The organism is Nocardia sp. NPDC046473, from assembly GCF_040645995.1.
GTDB lineage: Bacteria > Actinomycetota > Actinomycetes > Mycobacteriales > Mycobacteriaceae > Nocardia.
Window position 1 is genome coordinate 621,274 of the sequence record NZ_JBEYZJ010000006.1, and the last position, 22,416, is coordinate 643,689.

Here is a 22,416-nt window from a genome sequence, read left to right on the forward strand (position 1 = left end):
TCTCAGACCTTCGGTGTCGAAGTCCAGTGCCCGGCGCGGCGGACACCGGCCGCCGCGTCGGCGGCCGCGCGGAGGCGTCTGATCAGGTGTGCGGGATCGGCCAGCTCGGCCCAGGTCCAACGGACCACCATCCAGCCCAGGGCGCGCAACCGATCGTCGCGGTTCTGTTCCGTGGTCACCAATTGCGCAGGCAGGTGAAACTCATTGCGGTGCTCGACCTTTTCGTCGAATTCACCGATGACGCCCATGTCGGCAAACAAGAAATCGACCCGCCCGACGCATACTTCGTCATCGGTAAAGATCCTGGCCTGCAATTCGGGCGCGGGTAACCCACCCTGCTGAATTGCCACGCGGCTGCGGGATTCGCCGACACTCTCGCTGCGGCCATCGAGAAATGCGACCACCCGCGTAGCTTTCAGCGATCCGCGTCGTCGCCGATGCGAGACCTGTTCGCGCAGTTCGTCGGCGGTGGTAAGACCTTGTCGCAGCGCGCTGTCGCCGATCGCGACGGCCTGCTCGAAACTCGCCGAGCGCGCGAGGTCGATGACGGTCCTCGGCACGGTCGTGACGCGAAGCCCGTTGACGAGGGTGATCTCGTCCGGCGCCAGCAGCGCCGCATGCAGGACCAGCTGTTTCCTGATCCGCCCGCCGTTGCTTCGATTGCGCGTCACATGCACCCGATCCAGCGGCAACGACCAGGTGGGCAGCCCGTGAATTACCAGTGCCGAACAATGGCTCGCGACAGCGTCATCCGACATCGCCTCGCAGGTAGCGAGGGCGAGTATCAGATGGCGGCCCGCCGGGGTGAGCTCCGGCTCCGGTGCGGTCAGATAATGGCCGGCGCGCACTCGCCGCCACTGCCCGGAACGACAGAGCCGCTGCAATTCGCTATCGGATATCCCCGAGGCCAGTGCCTGGCGACGCGAGATCAGTTGCGGTGCATCCATACCGCGATCCTGAACGAAGCCTCGGCCGGAAAACACCCGCCGCTCGCCGAATGTGGATAACACGCACCCTGTGGATAACTCGGATATCAGCCGAGCTGTGTCATTCCCGCGGCAACCACCTGGGCGACATTGAGGAGGTCCTCGGCGGTGGGAATGGGCACGCCGTCCAGGGCATGCAGCCGGTCGGTGCTGGCAATGGCGAACATGGCCGAAACCCAGGCGGCGGCGCAGGCGCGCAATGTGCCGGGGCGGACCGGCACCGTCGCGCTCGCCTGCAATACGCGTGCGGTGACATCCAGCAATTGATCACGCAGCCTGCGCAATTGGCGACGCACATCGGGATGGGTGTCGGCCTCGCGCCACATGATCACCCGCAACACCGAGGAGTGATGGTCGCGCAGATTGAGCGCGGCGTCGAGGGCCATCAGGCTCGCGGCCGGGTCGCCGGGCGCGACCACGGTGTCGATGTCGTCGATCGGATGCGCCGGCACCCGTTCGTCCATCAGTGCCGACAGGATTGAATCCTTGGTCGGGAAATAGTAGAAGACAAGACCTTTCGGCACCTCGGCGGCGCCCGCGATGGCGGCCGTCGCGGTGGCGTCGAATCCCTGTGCCGCGAAGAGCTTTTCGGCGGCGTCGAGGATGAGTTGCCGGGCGTCGCCGTCCACCTTCGCGCTACGGCGCCGCCCGGCCCTCGGTTCCTTCCCCGGTCGCTGGGCTGCTGCCCGGCGACCGGGTTTCGGCATCTGCATCAGTGGTGTGTCGCCGCGCCGTGCAGACGTCCCGACACCGTCGGCAGCGCCGCTACCGCGACCACCGCCGTCACTACCCCGACTACCCATGCGGTCCAGGATGCGCCGCGGTAATCGGTGAAGTCCATCGCCCAGGGGGAAATGAACAGCAGTACGCCGAACAGACCCATCGCGTAGTCGGCGTTCGCCCCGAGTGCGGGCCGGTACATCTGCGCGAGGCCGGTGAGCGCGATCAGCACGCCGAGCACGACCAGTGACCACATCGCTTTGTCGGTGGTCTCCAACCACAGGGGTGACAGCGCGGCGAAGATTCCGAGCACTACTGCCAGGAAATCCTGTGCGCGGCTTTCAGTGAACATGGTGTGCCTCCTTGGGCTCAGGAATATGTCCTGTCTCTCGGTATAGACCTGATTGACCGCCCGATCAATATCGGAACGGCTACGATCGCACGGCGATTGCCGAGTGAGCGGGCTCACTCGAGCGCTGAACCAAGCGGACGTTAGGGTGAGCTGCGTGGCACCTTCAGCAACAGATTCCGCGCCGATCGTGATCGTCGGCGCCGGGCTCGCCGGTCTGCGCACCGCCGAGGAACTGCGCCGCGCCGGATACGAGGGAGCGCTGATCCTGCTCGGCGACGAGCCCCGCCTGCCGTACGACCGGCCGCCGCTGTCCAAGCAGTTCGTCCGCGGCGAAACCGACGACACCACTTTGCGTCCCGCCGAGTTCTTCGCCGAGAAGCAGATCGACCTGCGCCTCGACACCGCGGCGATCGGCGTCGACACCGCCGCGCGCCAGGTACGCCTCGCCGACGGGGCGACCCTCGACTACGACCAACTGATCATCGCGACGGGCCTGCGCCCACGCCGCTTGCCCGGCCTGCCCGACCTGAAGGGCGTGCACGTGCTGCGCGGCCACGCCGACGCCGCCGCGCTGCGCGCCGAATTAGCCGAGGCCACAACGGCACTCGTGGTCGGCGCCGGTTTCATCGGTTGCGAGCTGGCGGCCAGCTTTCGCACCCGCGGCGTGCCGGTGGTACTGGTCGAGCCACAGCCGACCCCGCTTGCCTCGGTCCTCGGCGAACAAGTCGGCGCGCTGGTCGCCAGGATGCACCGCGACGAAGGTGTCGATCTGCGCTGCGGCACCGGCCTGGACACCCTGCTGGCCGACGGCGACCGGGTGCGCGGCGCCCGCCTCTCCGACGGCACCGAGGTCGCCGCCGACCTGGTGGTGATCGGCGTCGGCTCGCGGCCCGTCACCGAATGGCTCGCCGATTCCGGCATCGCCCTCGCCGACCCGGCGGCGGGCGGCGGGATCGTGGCCGACGAGGTGGGGCGCACCTCGGCCGAACGCGTCTGGGCGGTCGGCGACGTCGCCGCCTGGCTGCACCAGACCGGCCGCCGCAAGCGGATCGAACACTGGACCAACGCGGGCGAACAGGCCCGCCTGGTGGCCTGCGCATTGCTCGGCGCCGCCCCGCCGACCGCGGCCAGGGTCCCGTACTTCTGGAGTGACCAGTACGAGGTGAAGATCCAAGCCCTCGGCACGCCGACCGCCACCGACGACGTGCACCTCGTGGTCGACGACGGCCGCAAATTCCTCGCCTACTACGCCCAGGACGGCAAGCTCACCGGCGTCGTCGGCGCGGGTATGACGGCCGGGGTGATGAAGACCAGAGCCAAGATCGCCGCGGGCGCTGCGGTGTCGGAACTGCTCACCCCGAGCTGAGTTCGCGGCCCTCGGCCGGTGCCGCGGCGGGCCGCCATGGCCGGTCGAACCGCTGCCGCGCATATCGCGTCGGGGCACTGTAATACGGTTGTCTCTGTGATCGTCGCGCTCATCGATTCGGGTCTCGGGCTGCTGCCCACATCCGCTTGGCTGCGCAAGCTGCGGCCGGACGTGGATCTGCTGCTGCAATTGGACCCCGACGGCGCACCGTGGGGACCCAAGCCGGACCGCTGGACGATCAACCGCGTGGTCGAAACCGCCCGTACATCGATCGAACTGGGTGCGGAGGTGATCGTGATTCCGTGCAACACGGCAAGCGTCACCGCTTTGGAACATGTGCGCGTGGAAGTCGGTCCCGACGTGCCGGTCATCGGCACCGTGCCCGCGATCAAACCCGCGGCCGCCGTCTGCCGCTCGGTGGCGGTCTGGGCGACCGCCGCGACCACCGCCAGCCGGTACCAGGCGGATCTGATCGCCAAGTTCGGCGGCGACGCGGACGTGGTCGGCGTGGCCTGCCACGGTCTGGCGGACTCGATCGATCGGGGCGACCTGGTCGCGGCCCGCGAATCCATCGCCCGCGCCGTCGAGCAGACCCCCGACGATGTCGAAGGCGTCGTGCTCGGCTGTACCCACTACCCCCTGGTGATCGACTCGATCGTTGCCGCGCTGCCCGACGGTGTCCGCCTCTTCGACAGCGCGCAAGCCGTTGCCGCACAGACCATCCGGCGGATGGACGCGCTCGGCCGACCCACGCCCGGCAACGGTGAGGTGATCGTGCGCAACAGCGGCCGCCCAGGCGAGCTGCCCGCCAGCGCCGCCAGCTTCGAATCCGGTCGAATCCTGGGCGCCCAGGCGTGAAGCGCCGCGCCCGAAGAGAGTTCGTTCGATGACCGAGGCCGCGCCGACCGCCGCAGACGTCCAGGCGGCCTTGCGCGAGGTCGCGAATCCCGCGGACGCGATCCATCTACAGCGCTTCTTCAAGACCGGGCCGGGGGAGTACGGCGAGGGCGATGTCTTCATCGGCGTGCGGGTACCGACGAGCCGAGGCATCGCGAAACGCTTTGTGGCACTGTCGCTCGACGAGATCGACGCACTGCTGGACAGTGCCGTGCACGAGGACCGGTTCGCCGGTCTGATCATCCTCAATGCCAGGTTCGCCGACGCCGCCAAGCCGAAGACCTTCGACGACGCGGCCCGCGCGGAGATGGTGCAGCGCTATCTGGCCGCCGTGCGCCGCGGCCGGGTGAACAACTGGGACCTGGTCGATGCGTCCGCCGAAAACATCATCGGCCCATGGCTATTGGACAAACCGCGCGACCTGCTCTTCGAGCTGGCCGCCGCGGAATCGTTGTGGGAGCGCCGCGTTGCCCTGCTGTCCACCTTCGCGTTCATCAAATCCGGCGACGCTACAACCACTTTCGAACTTTCCGCGCTGCTGCTCGACGACCGCCGCGACCTCATCCAGAAGGCGCTCGGCTGGATGCTGCGCGAAGTCGGCAAACGCATCGATCAGCGGCTGCTGACCGGCTTCCTCGACCAGCACGCGGCGAACCTGGGCCGCACCGCACTGAGCTACGCCACCGAACACCTCGACGCCGAACTCCGCGCCGACTATCGCGCGCGGTAACTCCGGCTCAGAACTGGATCTTGAGGTGATCGGTCACCGGATGTGCCTGGCAGCCGAGGATGTAGCCGTTCTCGATGTCCTCCGGGTCGAGGATCTCGGCATTGTCCATGTCGACCTTGCCCTCGAGCACCGTGCACGCGCACGAACCGCATTCGCCCTCCTGGCAGGAGTACGGCACGTCGAGCCCCTTGGCCAGCATGATGTCCACCAGCGTCTGCTTGCGCGGCCATTTCAGCTCGTGCACCTCGCCGTCGAGTTCCACCTCGACCGTCGCCGCGCCGGCCGCCTCCTCGTCGGACACCTCGACCGGCGTCTGATCCGCGAACGGGTCTCCCGCAAGGGAATTGAACACCTCGGCGTGCGTGCGCGAGCGCGGCACGCCGAGCTGGCCGAGCGCGTCGTGCACCCGATCCATGAACGGCTTCGGCCCGCACATGAACGCCTCGTAGCCCTGGTACGGGGTGACCAGGGTGGCCAGCGCGTCGGCGGTCGGCAGTCCCTGCAGGTGTTCCAGCCAGTGGATCACGGTCAGCCGCTGCGGATGCTTGTCCGCGAGCTCGCGCAGTTCGGCGGCGAAGATCACCGATTCGTGGTCTCGATTGGCGTATACCAACACGATTCGGCCGTTGCCGCGGGCCAGCGCCGACTTCAGGATCGACATCACCGGCGTGATGCCGCTGCCCGCGCCGAACAGCAGCAGGTCCGCATCGAGATCCTTGGGCGTGAAAACGCCTGAGGGCGGCAGTACTTCGAGCGAGTCGCCTGCTTTCAGGTTGTCGCACAACCAGTTCGAGCCGTAGCCTTCCGCCGTCCGCTTGACGGTGACCTTCGGCTGATCGTCGGTGAACGGCGAACTGGCCAGCGAATAGCAGCGCGCCACCGACCCGGTCCGCTCGCTGGGGATGCGCAGCGTGAGAAACTGGCCGGGCTGGTAGCGGAAGCGCTCGGTCATCTCGTCGGGAACGTCGAAGACCAGCGAGCAGGTGTCGGCTGTTTCGGTGATGACCGCGGCTACCCGCAGCACCACCGAACGCGAGCCATGTGGAACCTCGACAGTCGGCCCACCCGTCGCCCGACCACCACCCCTCATCGAATCGCTGCGCGATGCTTCCATTTCGTCCTCTCGAACCAGGCCGGGGCGCTGCACCGTGCCAAAACTAGAACGTGTTGCAGTTTTATCGTACGTCGGAGTCCGGCTGCCGGACAAGCTGAGCCTCCAGACCGGAGATCAGCACCTCCATGCCGAAGTCGTAGGCGTACTTACCGCGCAGGTCGGCCATGTGCTTGGTGGCGCGCTCGACCGCTTCGGGCAGCGCGACGTCGGACAGCGGCGCGCGATCGCGCGGGTTCACCCGGCTGCGGCCGAATAAGTAGGTGTGGATCGTGGCGTACGCGGCGAGCACGTTGCGATCGTTGAAGCCCGCCTCGAACAGGATCTCCATGATGGCAGCGATCAGGTCGAGTTGCTTGCCGAGCATCTGCTCGATCAGCACGTCGCCGAGACCGGGGTGCTTGCGCAGCTTGTCGTCGATCTGGTCGATCAGGTCGCGCAGCCTGCGCTGCCACGGGCCGGATTCCGCTGGTGGCGTGCGTACTCCGGTCAGTGCGGCGGTGGCGACCAGATCGAGCAGCTCGCGCTTGTCCGCGACGTAGTAGTACGGCGCCATCGGTGAGACCCCGAGTTCCCGGGAGAGCCGTCGCATCGACAACTTCTCCACGCCGTCCTCGCGGACCACCCGCAGCGCGGCCTCGACGATCTCGGACTCCGACAGGGTATTGCCGCCTCCGCTCGCCTGCATTCGTCCGACTCCCATGCCACCTCTACCACCGCGGGCGCGTGTCGCCCGTCACGTCCTGTTCAGCTGCTTTCCATCCGAAGTCTAGAGGGCGCGGCGCTGGCTGGTTCTCTGTGCGTTCGACTGGGCGGAACCGGCGACCTGCTAGATCTGTCCAGATCCAGTCCCAATTGGTAGAACAGGTTCCATTTTGTCAGCGAATGACGTTATCGTGTGATCGCGGCCACGATCGGGTGGCCGTGGTCACGGATCGCTCGCTCGGAGGTAGAGATGCCGGAATACGGATCCAACGGACACGCCGACACCGACCACTCGGGAACGGTCGGCACAGTCGAGGCACACGAGGACGCCACACCGCTGATCGAGGAGACCCTCATCGAAGAGGTGTCCATCGACGGCATGTGCGGCGTTTACTGAACAGGCGGTGGAGACCATGCTCGATCTCGATACCCGATGGCAGCTGCATCCGCGGGTGGCCCTGCGGCCGGAACCGTTCGGTGCGCTGCTCTACCACTTCGGCACCCGCAAGCTCTCCTTTTTGAAGAGCCCGCGGATCGTCGAGATCGTGCGGTCGCTGCCGGCGCACACCTCGGCCCGCGCCGCCATCCGGGCGGCGGGCATCTCCGACGCCAATGCCGCGCAGTACGTGAAAGCGCTGACACAGCTTGTCGATTCCGACATGATCGTCGGTGCGCCCGCCGATGCTCCGCTGGCGCCCGCCGCCGTGCGCACCGCGCCGGCGCCGTCGACGGCGGGGGTGGTCCCGCCGTCCGACGCGGCGGTGCGCCTGGTCGATCGGTTCGAAAGCGGTCTGGCCGCGCCGATTTGCCTCACCTGGGAACTGACCTACGCCTGCAACCTGTCGTGTGTGCACTGCCTGTCCTCGTCCGGTCGCCGCGATCCGCGGGAGCTGAGCACCGAGCAGTGCAAGGCGCTGATCGACGAGTTCGAGCGCATGCAGATCTTCTATGTGAACATCGGCGGCGGCGAACCGACGGTGCGCCCGGACTTCTGGGAACTGGTCGACTACGCGACGGCACACCACGTCGGAGTGAAGTTCTCCACCAACGGAGTTCGGATCACCCCGGAGGTCGCCGCGCGGCTGGCCGCGAGTGACTATGTCGACGTACAGATTTCGCTGGACGGCGCCGACGCCGCGGTGAACGACGCGGTGCGCGGGCCGGGCTCCTACGACATGGCCATCCGCGCACTGGAAAACCTTGCGGCAGCGGGCTTCCGCGACGCGAAGGTGTCGGTCGTGGCGACCAGGCACAACATCGGCCAGCTCGACGAGTTCCGGGCCATCGCCGAAAAGTACGGCGCCACCTTGCGATTGACCAGGTTGCGCCCGTCCGGCCGCGGCGCGGACGTGTGGGACGACCTGCATCCGACCCAGGATCAGCAGCGGGTGCTCTACGACTGGCTGGTCCGCAACGGCGACGGCGTGCTCACCGGCGACTCGTTCTTCCACCTGTCCGCGTTCGGCCAGGCGCTGCCCGGGTTGAACATGTGCGGGGCCGGCCGGGTGGTCTGCCTGGTCGATCCACTCGGCGATGTGTACGCCTGCCCGTTCGCCATCCACGACCGGTTCCATGCCGGAAATGTGGTGTCGGACGGTGGTTTTCGGGCGGTCTGGCACGACTCGGCGCTGTTCGCGGAACTGCGTGAGCCGAGCGGCGGCGGCGCGTGCGCGTCGTGCAGCCACTACGACTCCTGCCGCGGCGGCTGCATGGCGGCCAAGTTCTTCACCGGCCTGCCCGCCGACGGGCCGGACCCGGAATGCGTCCAGGGTTACGGCGAGGCGGCGCTGGCCGACACTGCGCGGTTGATCCCGCGCTCGTCGGTCGACCACTCCCGGCGGGTGACGCCGCGGACGAGTGCGCGCAAACCCGCGCCGGTGCCACTGACACTGTCCGTGACGCGCCCGAGCGTATTTCCGCCTGTTCGTCCTCCGGCTCGGGCCTGTGACGAGAACCCGCTCGCCTGATGTCATGGGAGTAGCCAGTCGGATGCTGCTTGCCGCGCGGCGGTCGTCTACCGGTTCCGACCGGCCGGTTGCCGCCGCGTTGCCGGATGCTGGTTTCGAGCGAAACTCGGCGCTTCATCGTCTGCCGCAACACGTGTCAGTGGGTCGAGCGGCGCGGTTTCGTGCGGAATTCTGTCCTTTTAACCGAGCTGATGATGCTTACGCGCGAATCTCCGCCTAGCATGCCAGGAATGCGCCATGATCGCCTGCCCGACGGATTCGGGGTGCGGATTGATCCACGGGTACGCGCATACTCCGGAGGGCGGGTGCTGATCGGCGGCTCGCCCGCCCGGTTGCTGCGACTTGCCCCGGAGGCCGCCGAGATGATCGGCGACGGGTACCTCGAGGTGACCGGCCCGAAGTCCGCGACCGTTGCCAGACGGCTGCTCGACTCCGGAGTTGCCAACCCGCGTCCCCGGCTGCTCCCCTCGCCCGAGGACGTCACCGTCATCGTGCCGCTGCACAACAACGCCGACGGCCTGGCCCGGTTGCTCGCGGCACTGCGCGGGCACAACGTCATCGTGGTCGACGACGGCTCGGACCAGCCGGTGCAGATCCCGCGCGACCGCGGCACCCGCTGCCGGGTAACCGTGCTGCGGCACGACGAGAAGCAGGGTCCCGCCGCCGCGCGCAACGCCGGATTGAAGGCCGCGACAACCGACTTCGTCGCGTTCCTCGATTCCGACGTGGTCCCGCGCAGCGGCTGGCTCGAGGTGATGCTCGGGCACTTCAGCGATCCGGAGGTGGCGCTGGTCGCCCCGCGGATCGTCGCGCTCGACCCGGAGTCCAACGCCCTGGCCCGCTACGAGCACACCCGCTCCTCGTTGGACCTGGGCAGGCGGGAGGCCGCCGTGCAGTCGCACGGACTGGTCTCCTACGTGCCGAGCGCCGCGCTGCTGGTGCGCCGCCGGGCGCTGCTGGCCCAGGACGGCTTCGACGAGTCGATGCTGGTCGCCGAGGACGTCGATCTGTGCTGGCGGCTCGAGCAGGCGGGCTGGCGGCTGCGCTACGAACCTGCCGCCCATGTCGCGCACGACCACCGGGTCTCCTTCCGCTCTTGGTTCGGCCGAAAGATGTTCTACGGCACGGGCGCAGCGCCGCTCGGCGAGCGCCATCCCGGCATGGTCTCGCCGCTGTCGCTGCCCTCGTGGACCATGCTGGCCGCGTTCCTGTTCGCCACGCTGTCGAAGTGGGGACTGATCGGCGGGGTGATCACCTTGGTCACCGCGCTGGTCCGACTACGCCGGGTCTTCGCGGAGCTGGACAACCCGACGCGGATCGCGGCGATCTATCTGTCCCGCGGTTTCTTCGCCGGTCTGTGGCGGCTGGCTTCGGCGATGTGCAGGCACTACTGGCCGGTGACGTTGCTGGCGATGGCGATGTCGCGGCGGATTCGGCGCATCGCGATCACCATGGCCGTCGCGGACGGCCTGGCCGACTGGTTCACCCATCGCGATGCCGGTGGCCTCGATCCGGTGCGCTACGTGGCGTACAAACGGCTCGACGACATCGCCTACGGCACCGGCCTCTGGGTCGGCGCGTTCCGCGCCCGCAGCCCGGAATCGCTGAAACCTACTGCGCCGTCACACTGATCGGCGCGGTCACACTGATCGGACAGGGTTCGGATGACCGACACGCTCATCGTCGGGGGCGGTACCGCGGGTTGTGTGCTCGCGGCGCGGCTGAGTGAGAATCCGGACCACACCGTCCGACTACTGGAAGCGGGCAGGCTGTGGCGCGCGCCGGACGGATTTCCCGCGGAACTGCTCGACGCCACCAGCCTGCCGGTCGGCGCGGACGCGCCATGGCTGTGGCGCTATCCGGTCACCCTTTCTGACGCTGGAGTAGCGGGAAACATAGTGCGCGGCAAGGTGATCGGTGGGTCCGGCGCGGTCAACGGGAGTTACTTCGTGCGGGCGACCGCCGCGGACTTCGAAGCATGGAGCCGCGAGCTGGACTCGTCGAAGACGTGGTCGTTCGATTCGGTGCTACCGGCGTACTGTCGTTCAGAACGGGACGTCGACTTCGGCGACCATCCCTGGCACGGACGATCCGGCCCGATTCCGGTGCGCCGCAGCGCGAATCCAGCACCGCTGAGCGAGCAGTTCGCCACCGCCTGTGCGGCAGTTGGCTTTCCGGCCATACCCGATCTGAATGCGAACGCAGACGCCCACGGTGTAGGCGCGGTGCCGTGCAACATCGAGGACGGTCGACGGGTCAGCACCGCATCCGGCTACCTGTTGCCCGCGTTGTCCAGGCCGAACCTCACGGTTCAGGAGGCAACGACGGTGGTACGCATCCGTTTCCGCGGCATGCGCGCGATCGGTGTCGATGTCATGCACGACGACCGGACCGAAACCATCTGGGCAGACCACATCGTGCTCAGCGCGGGCGCGATCGAGTCCGCCGCGCTGCTGCTGCGTTCCGGCGTCGGCGACGCCGAACATCTTCGGGCACTCGATATCCCGGTCGTGCATCCCGCACCGGTCGGCGCCTGGTTCACCGATCACCCCGAGATCGGCCTCGAATACCGACTCGACGCACCCGAACAGGCAACCGTCCCCCTGGAATACGTGCTCGAACTGGACGACATCGAAATCCGGCCGTACACGGTCGCTTTCACACCTGGCGTACAGCGCCTCGGCATCGCCCTGATGCGGCCACAGTCCGCGGGCGTGCTGCGGCTGCGCTCGGCCGACCCAGCGATACCACCGGCGATCGAGCACCGATATCTCTCGGCCGAGCACGATCGGACCCGGCTGCGCGACGCGGTCGCGACGGCAGCGCAGGTGCTGCACCGGATGTCCGCACAATCGCGCACCGACCCGATGCCACGGCCGTCGAAAACCGCGGATGCCTGGCTGCACGCGAATCTGGCTACCTCGCAACATCTCTCCGGAACCTGCCGGATGGGCGGGGCGGACGACGATCGAGCGGTGGTGGACGAGTTGTGCCGGGTGCACGGGCTGACCGGTCTGTCGGTGATAGATCTCTCCGTCGTCCCGGTGCCGCTGAGCCGCGGTCCGCAGGCGACCACGGTGATGATCGCGGAAAACATGGCGGACCATCGCAGTCGAGACGGCGGCGGTCGAACGTCACCTCGTCTTTAAGGGAAAATCGTCCACCTTATTGAGCGAACGCCTAATGTTCGCAATGCACGAGTCACTTCCGTGTGAAGTAGCTGGCAGCCGCGACGGGTGCTCAGCGGCAGTGAAGTTGGAGGAACGATCAAGAGCTGAACAGAACCGTCGGCGGGCCGAATGTGCGCCGACGGGGTGATCCCGGTCACCGATCCCGTGCCTGCCCTGTGTCCGACTTCGCGCGGTGAGATGTTCCTCGCACGCGCCTTGCGCCGATTCGTCTGTGGTGCTCGACGCCATGCACCCGGCCGAGCAGCCTTCGCTATCGGCATGTTCCTGCTGCCCGACGTCGTCGGTCGTTGTCGTTTCGCCAATGAGGAGCTTCTGGTGCACCATACGGAGTTGGGCGAGTTCAGCACGCGGCCCAAGCATCCCCTGAGACCGCAGCGCCGAGCGAGCTGTATCCGTCGGGGGTACAGCTCGCCCGGCATGCACCGGTGCGCTGAAAGATCGCTCACGTCGCCCGAATTTCGGCAATCGACGTCGAATCGCCCGACTTATCGGTGCGCGCAAGTAGGCTGGACACAGGCGTGACCCAGTTCGATCCGCAGCTCGCGGTCACCGACGGACGGCTGGCCACCCCAGACTTCGTCGGTGCCGGACACAGGGAAGGTCCGGCACCGACGAGGATTCCGGCGAACGTCGTTACGCCCCGCTGTGTTCGGCGCATCCGCCGAGAAGACAGCTCCGCCAGCCCACATCCCCTTTTTCGCGGGCGCGGCCCCACCATATTGCGCGACACCCGATCTCGGCGTAGAGCGACAGCAGGCTGCCCGCCCAGCCCCCGCCACGCCGTGATTCGACCATGTCGCCAGCACGCTGCTCTGGAGCTCATCGACACCACATAGGCCCCCAAAAACCCTGACCCAACCAGGAAGAAGAAACCGGAATGAACAACCCTTTCGACGACGACGGCGCCCAGTTCTATGTGCTGATCAACGATGACGGCGAGCACTCCCTCTGGCCGATCTTCGCCGCCGTACCGGGTGGATGGTCCATCGCCTACGGTGCCGCCCCCCGTAAAGCCTGTCTGCACTACGTCGAAACCCATTGGCTCGATATGCGACCCAAGTCACTCATCGAGGCCATGTCCAACGAAAGTCCCTGAGGTTCAGGGAAACCGCCCAAATCCACCCGTATAGGCGGGGTACGTCGGTCCACATCCCCCCTGCTGACCGGCGCGCCCCGCCCCCTACTCGTACTTCGCTGCGCCCCAGTGCATCATGGACGTATGACGAATCAACGGTTCACCCCCTCGCTGCCGGAGACGTTGATCGAAGCGGCCCGTCGCTGGGCGGGCGGGCGGCCGACACCCGCACAAACGCAACAGATCAGCGGCTGGCTGGACGCGATCATGCAGCGCGGCCGCACCCAGGACGCCGCGAAGTCCTAGCGCCACAGCGGCGCCCGGCAGCGGGCCGCCCGAGACCTCACCGACGAGCAATTCCAGCGGTGAGCTCCGGCAGACCCGCCGGTGTCGAATGCCGCTCCGCTATGCCTTCGTTCGCGCCGACTCGATCACCGAGCGGGCATGCTGGCGCCACTCGGTGACCGTGCGCCCGCGAAATCCGGCGAGCGCCGCGTCGAACTGCCTGGCGCGCTTGGTGACGGTCAGCCCGATATAGGTGCTATTACTGGTGATCGCTTGTGTCGCAACGGAACACGCTTCATCGATCTCGCCCGCACTCAGCAACGCGGTGGCGTGCTCGAAGCGGACCAGGGCCGGCTCCATTGTTTCCTGTGGGTCGTACAGGGTGAGTGCGCGGGCCGCGGCCTTGGCGGTTTCGGCCGCACGGCCGAGATTGGAGTAGCCGATCGCCTGATAGAAGGCGAGCTTTTCCGGGCGATAGGAAAAGATCCCCACCGTAAGCTCTTCTTGCCCAACATTTTCCAATGCCCGGCCGGATTTCTCGATACACCGAGCAAACTGGACGGCATTTCCAAGGCTGGCGTGCGCTCTGGCCGCCATTCCCCACAACCAGGCCGCGGCAGGGCCGTGTGCCGGATTTTCTTCGAGACGTCCGCCCAGCAAGTTCAAGACTTCGTTCGGTTTGTCACTATATGTCGGTAAATAAGCCAGACCGGCCAGCGCGATATCCTCGGAATAGCGATCACCGATGTCCTGCGCGGCGTGGATCGCGGTGCCGTACCACATCCTGGCCTGCCCCAAATGTCCTTCGTTGAACAGGATTTCGCCGACCACGTTGGCCAGCCTGCCCGCCGTGCGCACCAGCCGGACCTGATGGTGGGTGGCCTGCCGCTGCGCGAGAGTGCCACGGACAGTACGGAATTGCTCGAGCGTGGTCTGCAGCAGCTCGTGCGGCGGCACCTGCACCACTCGTTTGCCGAGCGTCTCCGCCGACTGCTCCAGCAGGCCGAGGCGCCGCTCGCTGATCGAGCCCGCATCCAGGGTGGCCAGCATCTTCTCCGGCTCGCCCGCGACCAGGTCCGCGGCCTTGCCGGTCAGGCCTACGCCGATGCAGGCCAATAACTCTCGCCTTCTCACGTCGTCATCCTCGACTTCCTTGTCGAGCCCGATGTCCCTACCGAGCTGGGTTTCCGTATCGAGCGCCGAGTCGATGACTTCGGGTTCGAAGTCGGTACCCCGGCCCGCGGTGACGGCCCGCTCGAATCGTGCGACGACGACCGGATCGGCTTCTGACACGACTCGGTCGAGCAGACGTTGGCTTGCGGCATGCATCCGGGTTGTCCGGCCGTTTTCCCACAAGACCACGGTGCGCGGGGTGACGCCCACCAGACGCGCGAATTCGTAACGACTTCGCCGCATCGCGGCGCGAAGCGCACGGACATCCTCGCCCGTCCAGTCGATCTCAACCATAGGTCCTGACTCCTCGCACCAGGCTGATACAAACGGAAACTACCCGCAATTACCGCATTCGGGTCTGTTATCTACCGAATCGCAACATGCACGCTGAATCAGCACCCGGCGCCGGGGTTCTGCCCAAACCCTTACCGGGGCGCCGGCATTCCGGAATCTGACGCACGGTCCTGACACGGCCCGATCCATCCGTGTCGAGCGAGAATCCGGGGGCGCCTTCAGGCGCCGGGTGCACTGACTTTACGTGGAGGTGAACAATGGACGTATTGCACTCGGATGTACGAGAATTGTGGCTGGTACAGAGCCGCGACTGCACACAAGATCCGGTGGGCCTCAGCTACGAACGAGCGCGGTTCATCCTCACCGTGCACGGTGGTCACGGCGCCCGCTGTCGCCAATACCTCGCCGCCTCGGCCTACTGCTTCCACAGGTCCGTCGGCAAATGAGCAAGGCGGGCCCGGCCGAAGCCGAGCCCGCCCTGTTGCGGAGATTGGTTCAGGCTGCTGCGGACAGCGCCTCGAACTCCTTGTCGGTCAGCGTGATCCGCGCGGCGTCGGTGTTCTCCTCGAGATGCGCGATGCTGGAGGTGCCCGGAATGGGCAGCATCACCGGCGAACGGCGCAGCAGCCAGGCCAGCGCGAGCTGTGCGGGAGTCGCGCCGTGTTCCTTGGCGATCGCGTCGAGCGGCCCGCCGGGCTTGGCGAGTTCACCGGTGGCGATGGGGAACCACGGGATGAACGCGATGTTCTCCCGCTCGGCGTAGTCGAGCACGTCCTCGTCGGTGCGGTTGGCCAGGTTGTAGAGGTTCTGTACCGAGACGACGGTGGCGATCTCGCTGGCCTGCCGCAGCTGCTCGACGCTCACCTGGGACACGCCGATGTGGCGGATCTTGCCCTCCTGCTGGAGCAGCACCAGCTCGCCGAGCTGATCGGCCAGCGGGACCTGCGCATCGATGCGGTGCAACTGGTACAGGCCGATCTGCTCGACGCCGAGATTGCGCAGGCTGAGTTCGGCCTGCTGGCGTAGGTATTCGGGCCGTCCGACCGGACGCCAGTCGCCGGGGCCGCTGCGGGTCAGCCCAGCCTTGGTCGCGATCACCAGGTCATCGGCGTAGGGATGCAAGGCCTTTCGAATGAGCTGTTCGCTGACGAACGGACCGTAGGAATCGGCGGTGTCGATGAAGTTGATGCCGAGTTCGGCCGTCCGGCGCAGCACCCGGACCGCCTCGTCGGGGTCCTTCGGATCCCCCCAGACACCGGGACCGGTCAGCTGCATGGCCCCGTAGCCGAGCCGGTGGACGGGGAGGTCACCGCCGAGCGCGAAGGTGCCGGACGCTTCGGCGGGCCGTGCGTGGAGGTTGGTGCTCATAGGTTCGGTTCCTTCCGAAGTGGAATTACGCGAAAGCGGACGAGCCGGTATGACGTCGCGCGGCGACGTTGCTTCCGCAAGCAACGTCTGTACCGCGCCGTCGATTCCCCGCACGGGGGTTGCGTTCGCAGCGAGCGAAACCTCAGCCGATCGCGCGCAGTAGTTCCGCCGCCACCGAGGCGGACGAGGCCGGGTTCTGCCCGGTGATCAGGTTGCGGTCGACGACGACCTTCGGCGCCCACGGCTCGCCCTCCTGGAAGTCGGCACCCAGCTCGACCAGCCGATCCTGCAGCAGCCACTTGGCCTTGTCGGCCAGGCCACCCTGCCGCTCCTCCTCATTGGTGAAGCCGGTGAGCTGGTAGCCCGCGAAGGCGTTGCTGCCGTCGGCGCCGACGGCGGCGAGCAGTGCGGCGGGTCCGTGGCACACGATGGCCAGCGGCTTGCCGGATTGCAGTGCGGCGGTGAGGAGTTCGCCGGACTCGGCGTTCACCGCGAGGTCCTCCATCGGACCGTGGCCGCCGGGGTAGAAGACTCCGGCATAGTCGGCGAGGTCGACCTCGGACAACTTGATGGGGTGCTGTAGTTCGGTGCTGGCAGCCAGTACCGCGGCCCGCTTGTCGGCACCCTCTTGGCCGCCGTTGAAGTCGGGTGACAGGCTGCCCTGATCGACCGGCGGCACGACCCCACCGGGGGTGGCGATGACGATCTCGTGGCCCGCGGCCTTCGCCGCCTCGTACGGCACGGCGAACTCCTCGGCCCAGAATCCGGTCGGATGCGGGGTTCCGTCGGCAAGCGTCCAGGTGTCGGCACCGGTCAGTACAAAAAGTAGTTTCGCCATGTCACCGACACTAGGACTGTCTCCGTAGACTAACCAATGGGATCGCCGATATCAGACATCGGAATTCTGATGGGTCTTGCGCTCGGCGAAGACCGTGCGTGCCACCGCGATTCCGTTGAGCGCGGCGGGGAATCCGGCGTACCCGGCCATCTGGATCAGCACCTCGACCACCTCGGTCTCGGTGCCGCCGACATTGAGCAGGCCGTGGATGTGCACGCCGAGCTGCGGCGCGACGCCGAGCGCGGTGCACATGGCCACCGACACGATCTCGCGCGTCTTCAGGTCGAGCCCGGGCCGGGAGTAGATGTCGCCGAAGGAGAACTCGATGATCAGGCGGGCGAAGTCCGGGGCGATGTCCTGCAGCGCGGCGATGACCTGCTCGCCCGCGTGCCCGTCGACCTCGGCCAGGGCGGCCGAACCGCGCTCGAATCGGTCGCCGTCCGGCGCCCCGGCCGCGGCGGGCTCGGCGGGCAGATCGGTTCGCGTCGCGAACACCTCCTTGGCCGCGTTCAGGCCGTTCAGCGCGGCCGGGAAGCCCGCGTAGACGCTCGCGTGGATGAGCACCTCGACGATCTCCGTGCGGGTGGCGCCGACGTTGAGCGCGCCGTCGATGTGGAACCGCAGCTGCGGTGCCGCGTTGCCGAGCGCGGCCAGCGCTCCCACGGTGGCCAGCTGCCGCTCGCGCAGCGTCAGGCCGGGGCGGGACAGGATGTCGCCGTAGCCGAATTCCACGGTGATGCGGCCCAGGTCGGGGGCGATATCGGCCAGGCTGTCCAGCACGGCCGGACGCTCCTGCCCGCCGATCTGCCGGAGCAGCGCGAGTCCGCGTTCGAAACGATCGTCCTGGCCGGTGGTCTGCTGAGTGCTGGTCATGGGGACGACTGTAGAAGTTGGAGTGCGCTCCAACGCAAGTGCTGACTCATCCTTGTCAGTGAGGTGAGATCAGGGGGAATCTCAGGGTGCGTCCCCGATGTGGGTGCGGCCGTGCGTTTCATAGCGTTTCCGGTATGCGATTCGGACCGATCATTGTCGCCATTTCCGCGGTTGCGCTGCTGGCAGGGTGCACGACGGATAAGGAGGCGGCTACCGTGCCTGGCTTGTCGGACAACAAGATTCGTGCGGTGCAGGCCGATATCGACGGCGTTGTGGCGTCGGGTGTGACCGGGGCGATCGCCACCGTTACCGATCACGGCAAGACGGTCGTGCTCACCAGCGGTATCGCCGATATCGCCACGCGCGCACCGATTCCGACCGATCCGGCGCAGCAGGTCCGGATCGGCAGCATCTCGAAGACCTTTGTGAGTTCGATCGTTTTGCAGCTCGTCGCGGAGGGGAAGGTGCGGCTGGACGAGCCGGTCGATACCTATCTGCCCGGGTTGCTGACGGGTGATGGCATCGACGGGCGTCGGATCACGGTGCGGCAGATCCTGCGGCACCAGAGTGGCCTGCCGGAGCTCACCAAGGATCCGCGCGTCGACGAATATCGTGCGGCACAGGAGAACCGGATCATGACGCCGTCCGAGGGGATGGCGATCGCGCTGGAGCGGCCCGCCGACTTCGCGCCCGGAGCGCGCTTTCAGTACAGCAACACCAACTACTACGTCGCGGCCATGCTGGTCGAAAAGGTCACCAGCGCACCGTATGTCGATGAACTGAACCGGCGGATCCTGCAGCCGCAGGGGTTGGCCGACACCTATCTGCCCGGACCGGGTGATCGCGAGATCCGTGGCCCGCATCCCCATGGCTATGCGGTGGTGGACGGCACGCTCACCGACGTCACGCGCATCGAGCCATCGGTGCCGTGGGCGGCGGGCGGTATGGTCTCGACCGGCGCCGACTTGAACCGCTTCTACTCGGCGCTACTCGCCGGCCAGGTGGTCCCCGCCGCAGAGTTGCGCGAGATGCGCGACGGCGTGCTGATGGATGAGGGCATGCAGATGTTCTACGGACTCGGCCTCGGGCACACAAAATTGCCTTGCGGTGCAGAGTATTTCGGCCACACGGGCGGAATCTTTGGTTACAACACCGTCTCCGGCGCCACCCCGGACGGTCGCGCGGTGACCCTTGCCTTCACCAAATCGGTGGATTCGATGCCCGACCTGGTGGCCATGCTGGGCCACGCGCTCTGCCCATAGAACTTGCTCGTATCGAGGGGTCTCCGCCGTCCGGACGTCTGTCGTCCGGACGGCGGTGTCATGTCGTCGCCAAGGCTCAGATGAGGTTCTTCTGCTTGCGGATTCGGCGTCGCACATCCGCCATCAAACCGTAGGTACCGCCGTGCCGCAGGAAGCGCGGGATGAATCGGTTGACGAAGGCGACGAATACGAAAAGACGCTCGAAGCGGCGCTGGTCGGTGGCGGTCCATTCGACCTGGAGTTGTTCGCGGAAGATGGGCGCGAGGAAGCCGATCGTGAGGAACTTCAACAGGTTTCGGAACGGCAGCCGCAGATACCAGTGGATCATTCGGAGGTTCAGCAGGTCGTCCAGGTATCCGCGTACGAACTCGTCGATCGCGACCTGCTCGCAGGCTTCGTTCCAGTACTGATCGAACTTTGCTCGGGTGGCGGGCCACATCTGCTCGGTGACCTGGAGCGTGGTGCCGAGCGTCGAGGACGATACGTAGAACGCCTCGGCCTGCTCGTCGCTCATCCGGCCCTGTAGCAGTTGATAGGTGTCCTCGAAGCCGATGTATAGGCAAGCGGCGACCCATAATTGGAGATTTCGGTCGAACGCGTTGTACTGCACGGGTGCGCCCGGCGCCGAATGCACTTGCCGGTGTGCGACATTCACCGCCTCGCGATAGGCGAGGCGCTCTTCCTCGGTGCCGAGAATGGCGACGGCTAGATACTGCGTCGTGGTGCGGGCCCGCTTCCACGGGTGCCGCATCAGCGATCCGGACTCGACCTGGCTCTCCGCGACGCCGTACCCGACGCCGGGCCGGGCCATCTGCATCGCGACATTGGCCGCGGCGCCCGCGAAGGACCAGAAGTCCAGCGCGTCGGTCAGCGCGAGCGCCCGCTTGGTGACCGGGCGGTGGGCGGTGCCGATGTGGATCCGCGTGCGGTCCTTCGTCAGCGGCGCGGTGGGCTCCGCGGGGTGGGCGGCGGCGGTCATGAGGGGAGTCCTTTCGTGTCCGGAATCGACTCCGCAAGGCGTGAACAAGATGTGAACTATTGATAACTTAAGTCCAGCGGGAGCTGTCCGTCAACGGGTTCGGCTGCATGGGAATATTCCTGCAAGTCTGGCTATGAATGTCAGCGAAAGGCTTCCGCAAAGTCCGGAATCGTGCGTAACATACGGGCCCATACCGGACCGTGAGGTGTTCGGCTGGATCCAACGGCGGATCCCCATTCGGGTCCCGCCGTGGGTGGCCGGTCACAGTCGACCGGCACGCGAAAGGACGCGCATGCTCAAGAGGCTGGATCGGATATTCAGCTACGAGATGAAGGTCTCGGAGTTCCTCGGGACGCTGATCATTCTCGGCATCCCGTACGGGTTGATCGGTCTGGTCTGGACGTTGACGCACACCGCCCACCTACGCGATATGCACGGCATCGACGTGGTCATCTCGTTCCTCGGGTCGATCGTGTGCTGGCCGGTGCTCACCTTCTCGAATGTGTGCATGACCTGATGACCATCACCGAACGACCGCCGGGCCGGACCGATCTGGAGAAAGCCGTCGACGACCTGCGTGGTCTGTGGCAGCGGCACCCGCAGCGCTCGCTGGAGACGCTGGGCAGGCAGGTGCGGCTCGGTCGCGACGCGGTGCTGGAGATGTTCCGCGCGCTGCTCACGCGCCGGTTCCCGTTCCAGGAATTCATCAAGCAGTGCGCGTTCATGGCCAGTGTGTCCGCCGCGCCGACGGTGTTCGTCGCGATACCGGTGGCGGTGGTGGTCTCGATTCAGTTGGGCGCGTTGGTGAGTCAGGTCGGCGCGACCACCTTCATCGGCGCGGTCAGCGGGCTCGGCATCATTCGGCAGGGCGCGCCGCTGGTCACCTCCCTGATGATCGCGGGAGCGGTCGGTTCGGCCATCTGTGCCGACCTCGGCTCCCGCACGATCAGGGAGGAGATCGACGCCATGATGGTGATGGGCGTCGATCCGATCCGCAGGCTGGTCGCGCCGCGTCTCGCGGCCGCGGTGCTGGTGAGCATGCTGCTGTGCGGATTCGTGGTCTTCGTCGGTTTCGCCACCGGCTATCTGTTCAATGTCTACGCGCAGGGCGGCACGCCGGGCTCGTTCATCAGCACCTTCGCCTCGTTCGCCGTCGCGAACGACCTGATCGTCGCGCTGCTGAAGGCCGCCGTCTTCGGTGCGCTCACCGCGATCATCGCCTGCGATATCGGCCTGCACACCAGGGGCGGACCCGGCGGCGTCGCGAATTCGGTGAACGCGGCGGTGGTCAATTCGGCGCTGATGCTGTTCGCCACCAACATCATCATCACCCAGGTGTACAACACGCTCTTCCCGGCGAAGGTGCTCTGAGATGGGCTCGCGCTATACGCCACCGGCGTTGCAGCCCTTCCGGGTCGTCGGCGGCGCCGTGCGCGGACCCGTGCGGGCCAATCAGCGGCTCGGCCATCAGGCCATCACCTTCGTCGCGGCGATCGTGGCGATACCGTTCGTGCTCGAGCATTATCGCAAGGAAGTCTTGCGGCTCACCGCGGACGTCGGCTGGGGCAACGGGTCGCTGATCGTCGGCGGCGGCACCGTCGGTGTCGTCGTCATCCTGTGTGGCTTCGGCGGGATCACCGTCGGCATGGAGTCCTACACCGCGCTGAACCTGCTCACGATGAACCCGCTGACCGGCGCCATTTCCGGGTTCGCCACCACGCGCGAGATCGGGCCGATCCTGGCGACGCTGGCCTTCGCGATTCAGGCGGGCTGCCGCTTCACCGCGCAGCTGGGCGCGATGCGGATCTCCGAGGAGATCGACGCGCTGGAATCCATTGCCATCCGGCCACTTCCGTACCTGATCACGACCAGGATGATCGCGGCGACGTTGACCATCGTCCCGCTGTACAGCGTGGGGCTCGCGGTCGCGTACCTGATGACCAAGCTGTCGGTGCTGTTCCTCGGCGGCACCTCCGCGGGCACCTACGACCACTACTTCTTCCAATTCCTCAACGGCGCCGACGTTTTCTACTCGGTGCTCAAAGTGGCGGTGTTCGTGCTGATCTCGACGTTCCTGCAGTGCTACTACGGATACGTCGCCACCGGCGGTCCGGAGGGCGTCGGGCAGGCGGCGGGACGTGCGATCAAGATGGTGATCGTTGTCATGGTGTTCGCGAATCTGTTTCTCACACTGGCGATCTGGGGCATCGATCCCGGCATTCGGATCTCGGGATAGGTGGCGCC

At 66.7% G+C, this 22,416-nt stretch carries 23 protein-coding genes; 13 read left to right on the top strand and 10 right to left on the bottom strand.

Annotated features, from left to right (window positions below):
* Positions 1 to 2 precede the first annotated feature (2 nt).
* From ABZ942_RS24560 to ABZ942_RS24570, 3 genes are all read right to left on the bottom strand, one after another.
* Complete coding sequence (locus tag ABZ942_RS24560; protein WP_357385671.1) at positions 3 to 947, bottom strand: type IV toxin-antitoxin system AbiEi family antitoxin domain-containing protein; 945 nt, start codon at positions 945 to 947, stop codon at positions 3 to 5.
* 86 nt (positions 948 to 1,033) lie between these two features.
* A complete protein-coding gene (locus tag ABZ942_RS24565) occupies positions 1,034 to 1,699 on the bottom strand; it encodes a TetR/AcrR family transcriptional regulator (protein WP_357385673.1) in 666 nt (221 codons plus the stop codon).
* Entirely contained in the window at positions 1,699 to 2,058 is a 360-nt protein-coding gene (locus ABZ942_RS24570; protein ID WP_150399702.1) for an SPW repeat protein, read from the bottom strand. Before ABZ942_RS24570 ends, ABZ942_RS24565 begins: the two co-directional genes overlap by 1 nt.
* Positions 2,059 to 2,212: 154 nt before the next feature.
* Between ABZ942_RS24570 and ABZ942_RS24575 the strand changes: the two genes are divergently transcribed.
* The 3 genes from ABZ942_RS24575 to ABZ942_RS24585 all read left to right on the top strand — a co-directional run bounded on the left by ABZ942_RS24575 (position 2,213) and on the right by ABZ942_RS24585 (position 5,051).
* Positions 2,213 to 3,424, top strand: a complete 1,212-nt coding sequence (locus ABZ942_RS24575) for an FAD/NAD(P)-binding oxidoreductase (RefSeq protein WP_357385675.1) — start codon at positions 2,213 to 2,215, stop codon at positions 3,422 to 3,424.
* Between the two features lie 96 nt (positions 3,425 to 3,520).
* The gene (locus ABZ942_RS24580) at positions 3,521 to 4,282 is read left to right on the top strand and encodes an aspartate/glutamate racemase family protein (protein WP_357385677.1); all 762 of its coding nucleotides are present in this window, start codon (positions 3,521 to 3,523) and stop codon (positions 4,280 to 4,282) included.
* Between the two features lie 28 nt (positions 4,283 to 4,310).
* Complete coding sequence (locus tag ABZ942_RS24585) at positions 4,311 to 5,051, top strand: DNA alkylation repair protein (protein ID WP_357385679.1); 741 nt, start codon at positions 4,311 to 4,313, stop codon at positions 5,049 to 5,051.
* A gap of 7 nt (positions 5,052 to 5,058) precedes the next feature.
* Here the strand turns inward: ABZ942_RS24585 and ABZ942_RS24590 are convergent, their stop codons facing one another.
* Together ABZ942_RS24590 and mftR2 are read right to left on the bottom strand one after the other, a co-directional pair.
* Positions 5,059 to 6,141, bottom strand: coding sequence for a ferredoxin--NADP reductase (locus ABZ942_RS24590; RefSeq protein WP_357385680.1), 1,083 nt, complete (start codon positions 6,139 to 6,141; stop codon positions 5,059 to 5,061).
* Positions 6,142 to 6,226: 85 nt separating this feature from the next.
* Positions 6,227 to 6,850, bottom strand: coding sequence for a mycofactocin system transcriptional regulator MftR2 (gene mftR2, locus ABZ942_RS24595; RefSeq protein WP_357385682.1), 624 nt, complete (start codon positions 6,848 to 6,850; stop codon positions 6,227 to 6,229).
* Positions 6,851 to 7,117: 267 nt separating this feature from the next.
* Between mftR2 and mftA the strand changes: the two genes are divergently transcribed.
* The 6 genes from mftA (at position 7,118) to ABZ942_RS24625 (ending at position 13,406) form a co-directional block, all read left to right on the top strand.
* Positions 7,118 to 7,264: a mycofactocin precursor MftA gene (gene mftA / locus ABZ942_RS24600; RefSeq protein WP_357385684.1), complete on the top strand. Its 147-nt coding sequence runs from the start codon at positions 7,118 to 7,120 to the stop codon at positions 7,262 to 7,264.
* A gap of 16 nt (positions 7,265 to 7,280) precedes the next feature.
* Positions 7,281 to 8,834: a mycofactocin radical SAM maturase gene (gene mftC, locus ABZ942_RS24605; protein ID WP_357385910.1), complete on the top strand. Its 1,554-nt coding sequence runs from the start codon at positions 7,281 to 7,283 to the stop codon at positions 8,832 to 8,834.
* Between the two features lie 230 nt (positions 8,835 to 9,064).
* Positions 9,065 to 10,465 (top strand): mycofactocin biosynthesis glycosyltransferase MftF, encoded by a 1,401-nt coding sequence (mftF, locus tag ABZ942_RS24610; protein ID WP_357385686.1) that lies wholly within the window; start codon positions 9,065 to 9,067, stop codon positions 10,463 to 10,465.
* Positions 10,466 to 10,498: 33 nt separating this feature from the next.
* On the top strand, positions 10,499 to 11,983 hold the full coding sequence (mftG, locus tag ABZ942_RS24615; RefSeq protein WP_357385688.1) for a mycofactocin system GMC family oxidoreductase MftG: 1,485 nt from the start codon (positions 10,499 to 10,501) through the stop codon (positions 11,981 to 11,983).
* Positions 11,984 to 12,902: 919 nt separating this feature from the next.
* Entirely contained in the window at positions 12,903 to 13,121 is a 219-nt protein-coding gene (locus ABZ942_RS24620; RefSeq protein ID WP_357385690.1) for an MbtH family protein, read from the top strand.
* Between the two features lie 123 nt (positions 13,122 to 13,244).
* On the top strand, positions 13,245 to 13,406 hold the full coding sequence (locus ABZ942_RS24625; protein WP_357385692.1) for a hypothetical protein: 162 nt from the start codon (positions 13,245 to 13,247) through the stop codon (positions 13,404 to 13,406).
* 99 nt (positions 13,407 to 13,505) lie between these two features.
* Here the strand turns inward: ABZ942_RS24625 and ABZ942_RS24630 are convergent, their stop codons facing one another.
* The 4 genes from ABZ942_RS24630 to ABZ942_RS24645 form a co-directional block, all read right to left on the bottom strand.
* The gene (locus ABZ942_RS24630; RefSeq protein ID WP_357385694.1) at positions 13,506 to 14,852 is read right to left on the bottom strand and encodes a helix-turn-helix transcriptional regulator; all 1,347 of its coding nucleotides are present in this window, start codon (positions 14,850 to 14,852) and stop codon (positions 13,506 to 13,508) included.
* 495 nt (positions 14,853 to 15,347) lie between these two features.
* Entirely contained in the window at positions 15,348 to 16,220 is an 873-nt protein-coding gene (locus tag ABZ942_RS24635) for an aldo/keto reductase (RefSeq protein ID WP_357385696.1), read from the bottom strand.
* Between the two features lie 142 nt (positions 16,221 to 16,362).
* Entirely contained in the window at positions 16,363 to 17,058 is a 696-nt protein-coding gene (locus tag ABZ942_RS24640; protein WP_357385698.1) for a type 1 glutamine amidotransferase domain-containing protein, read from the bottom strand.
* A 51-nt stretch (positions 17,059 to 17,109) separates the two neighbouring features.
* The gene (locus tag ABZ942_RS24645) at positions 17,110 to 17,931 is read right to left on the bottom strand and encodes a carboxymuconolactone decarboxylase family protein (protein WP_357385700.1); all 822 of its coding nucleotides are present in this window, start codon (positions 17,929 to 17,931) and stop codon (positions 17,110 to 17,112) included.
* Between the two features lie 134 nt (positions 17,932 to 18,065).
* Between ABZ942_RS24645 and ABZ942_RS24650 the strand changes: the two genes are divergently transcribed.
* Positions 18,066 to 19,193 (top strand): serine hydrolase domain-containing protein, encoded by a 1,128-nt coding sequence (locus ABZ942_RS24650; protein WP_357385702.1) that lies wholly within the window; start codon positions 18,066 to 18,068, stop codon positions 19,191 to 19,193.
* 76 nt (positions 19,194 to 19,269) lie between these two features.
* On the opposite strand, the gene ABZ942_RS24655 is transcribed toward ABZ942_RS24650, so the two are convergent.
* A complete protein-coding gene (locus tag ABZ942_RS24655; RefSeq protein WP_357385704.1) occupies positions 19,270 to 20,172 on the bottom strand; it encodes an oxygenase MpaB family protein in 903 nt (300 codons plus the stop codon).
* Between the two features lie 292 nt (positions 20,173 to 20,464).
* Between ABZ942_RS24655 and ABZ942_RS24660 the strand changes: the two genes are divergently transcribed.
* The 3 genes from ABZ942_RS24660 to ABZ942_RS24670 are packed head-to-tail and all read left to right on the top strand — an operon-like array spanning position 20,465 to position 22,408.
* Entirely contained in the window at positions 20,465 to 20,689 is a 225-nt protein-coding gene (locus tag ABZ942_RS24660) for a hypothetical protein (RefSeq protein ID WP_357385706.1), read from the top strand.
* Positions 20,689 to 21,543: an ABC transporter permease gene (locus ABZ942_RS24665; protein WP_357385708.1), complete on the top strand. Its 855-nt coding sequence runs from the start codon at positions 20,689 to 20,691 to the stop codon at positions 21,541 to 21,543. Before ABZ942_RS24660 ends, ABZ942_RS24665 begins: the two co-directional genes overlap by 1 nt.
* Before the next feature lies 1 nt (position 21,544).
* Complete coding sequence (locus tag ABZ942_RS24670; RefSeq protein ID WP_357385710.1) at positions 21,545 to 22,408, top strand: ABC transporter permease; 864 nt, start codon at positions 21,545 to 21,547, stop codon at positions 22,406 to 22,408.
* Positions 22,409 to 22,416 lie beyond the last annotated feature (8 nt).

Excerpts from the sequence above, each read along its gene's own strand:
- ABZ942_RS24560 (WP_357385671.1), bottom strand. The coding sequence starts at position 947 with ATGGATGCACCGCAACTGATCTCGCGTCGCCAGGCACTGGCCTCGGGG.
- ABZ942_RS24565 (WP_357385673.1), bottom strand. The coding sequence starts at position 1,699 with ATGCAGATGCCGAAACCCGGTCGCCGGGCAGCAGCCCAGCGACCGGGG.
- ABZ942_RS24570 (WP_150399702.1), bottom strand. The coding sequence starts at position 2,058 with ATGTTCACTGAAAGCCGCGCACAGGATTTCCTGGCAGTAGTGCTCGGA.
- ABZ942_RS24585 (WP_357385679.1), top strand. The coding sequence starts at position 4,311 with ATGACCGAGGCCGCGCCGACCGCCGCAGACGTCCAGGCGGCCTTGCGC.
- ABZ942_RS24590 (WP_357385680.1), bottom strand. The coding sequence starts at position 6,141 with ATGAGGGGTGGTGGTCGGGCGACGGGTGGGCCGACTGTCGAGGTTCCA.
- mftR2 (WP_357385682.1), bottom strand. The coding sequence starts at position 6,850 with ATGCAGGCGAGCGGAGGCGGCAATACCCTGTCGGAGTCCGAGATCGTC.
- mftA (WP_357385684.1), top strand. The coding sequence starts at position 7,118 with ATGCCGGAATACGGATCCAACGGACACGCCGACACCGACCACTCGGGA.
- mftC (WP_357385910.1), top strand. The coding sequence starts at position 7,281 with ATGCTCGATCTCGATACCCGATGGCAGCTGCATCCGCGGGTGGCCCTG.
- mftF (WP_357385686.1), top strand. The coding sequence starts at position 9,065 with ATGCGCCATGATCGCCTGCCCGACGGATTCGGGGTGCGGATTGATCCA.
- mftG (WP_357385688.1), top strand. The coding sequence starts at position 10,499 with ATGACCGACACGCTCATCGTCGGGGGCGGTACCGCGGGTTGTGTGCTC.
- ABZ942_RS24620 (WP_357385690.1), top strand. The coding sequence starts at position 12,903 with ATGAACAACCCTTTCGACGACGACGGCGCCCAGTTCTATGTGCTGATC.
- ABZ942_RS24625 (WP_357385692.1), top strand. The coding sequence starts at position 13,245 with ATGACGAATCAACGGTTCACCCCCTCGCTGCCGGAGACGTTGATCGAA.
- ABZ942_RS24630 (WP_357385694.1), bottom strand. The coding sequence starts at position 14,852 with ATGGTTGAGATCGACTGGACGGGCGAGGATGTCCGTGCGCTTCGCGCC.
- ABZ942_RS24635 (WP_357385696.1), bottom strand. The coding sequence starts at position 16,220 with ATGAGCACCAACCTCCACGCACGGCCCGCCGAAGCGTCCGGCACCTTC.
- ABZ942_RS24640 (WP_357385698.1), bottom strand. The coding sequence starts at position 17,058 with ATGGCGAAACTACTTTTTGTACTGACCGGTGCCGACACCTGGACGCTT.
- ABZ942_RS24645 (WP_357385700.1), bottom strand. The coding sequence starts at position 17,931 with ATGACCAGCACTCAGCAGACCACCGGCCAGGACGATCGTTTCGAACGC.
- ABZ942_RS24650 (WP_357385702.1), top strand. The coding sequence starts at position 18,066 with ATGCGATTCGGACCGATCATTGTCGCCATTTCCGCGGTTGCGCTGCTG.
- ABZ942_RS24655 (WP_357385704.1), bottom strand. The coding sequence starts at position 20,172 with ATGACCGCCGCCGCCCACCCCGCGGAGCCCACCGCGCCGCTGACGAAG.
- ABZ942_RS24660 (WP_357385706.1), top strand. The coding sequence starts at position 20,465 with ATGCTCAAGAGGCTGGATCGGATATTCAGCTACGAGATGAAGGTCTCG.
- ABZ942_RS24665 (WP_357385708.1), top strand. The coding sequence starts at position 20,689 with ATGACCATCACCGAACGACCGCCGGGCCGGACCGATCTGGAGAAAGCC.
- ABZ942_RS24670 (WP_357385710.1), top strand. The coding sequence starts at position 21,545 with ATGGGCTCGCGCTATACGCCACCGGCGTTGCAGCCCTTCCGGGTCGTC.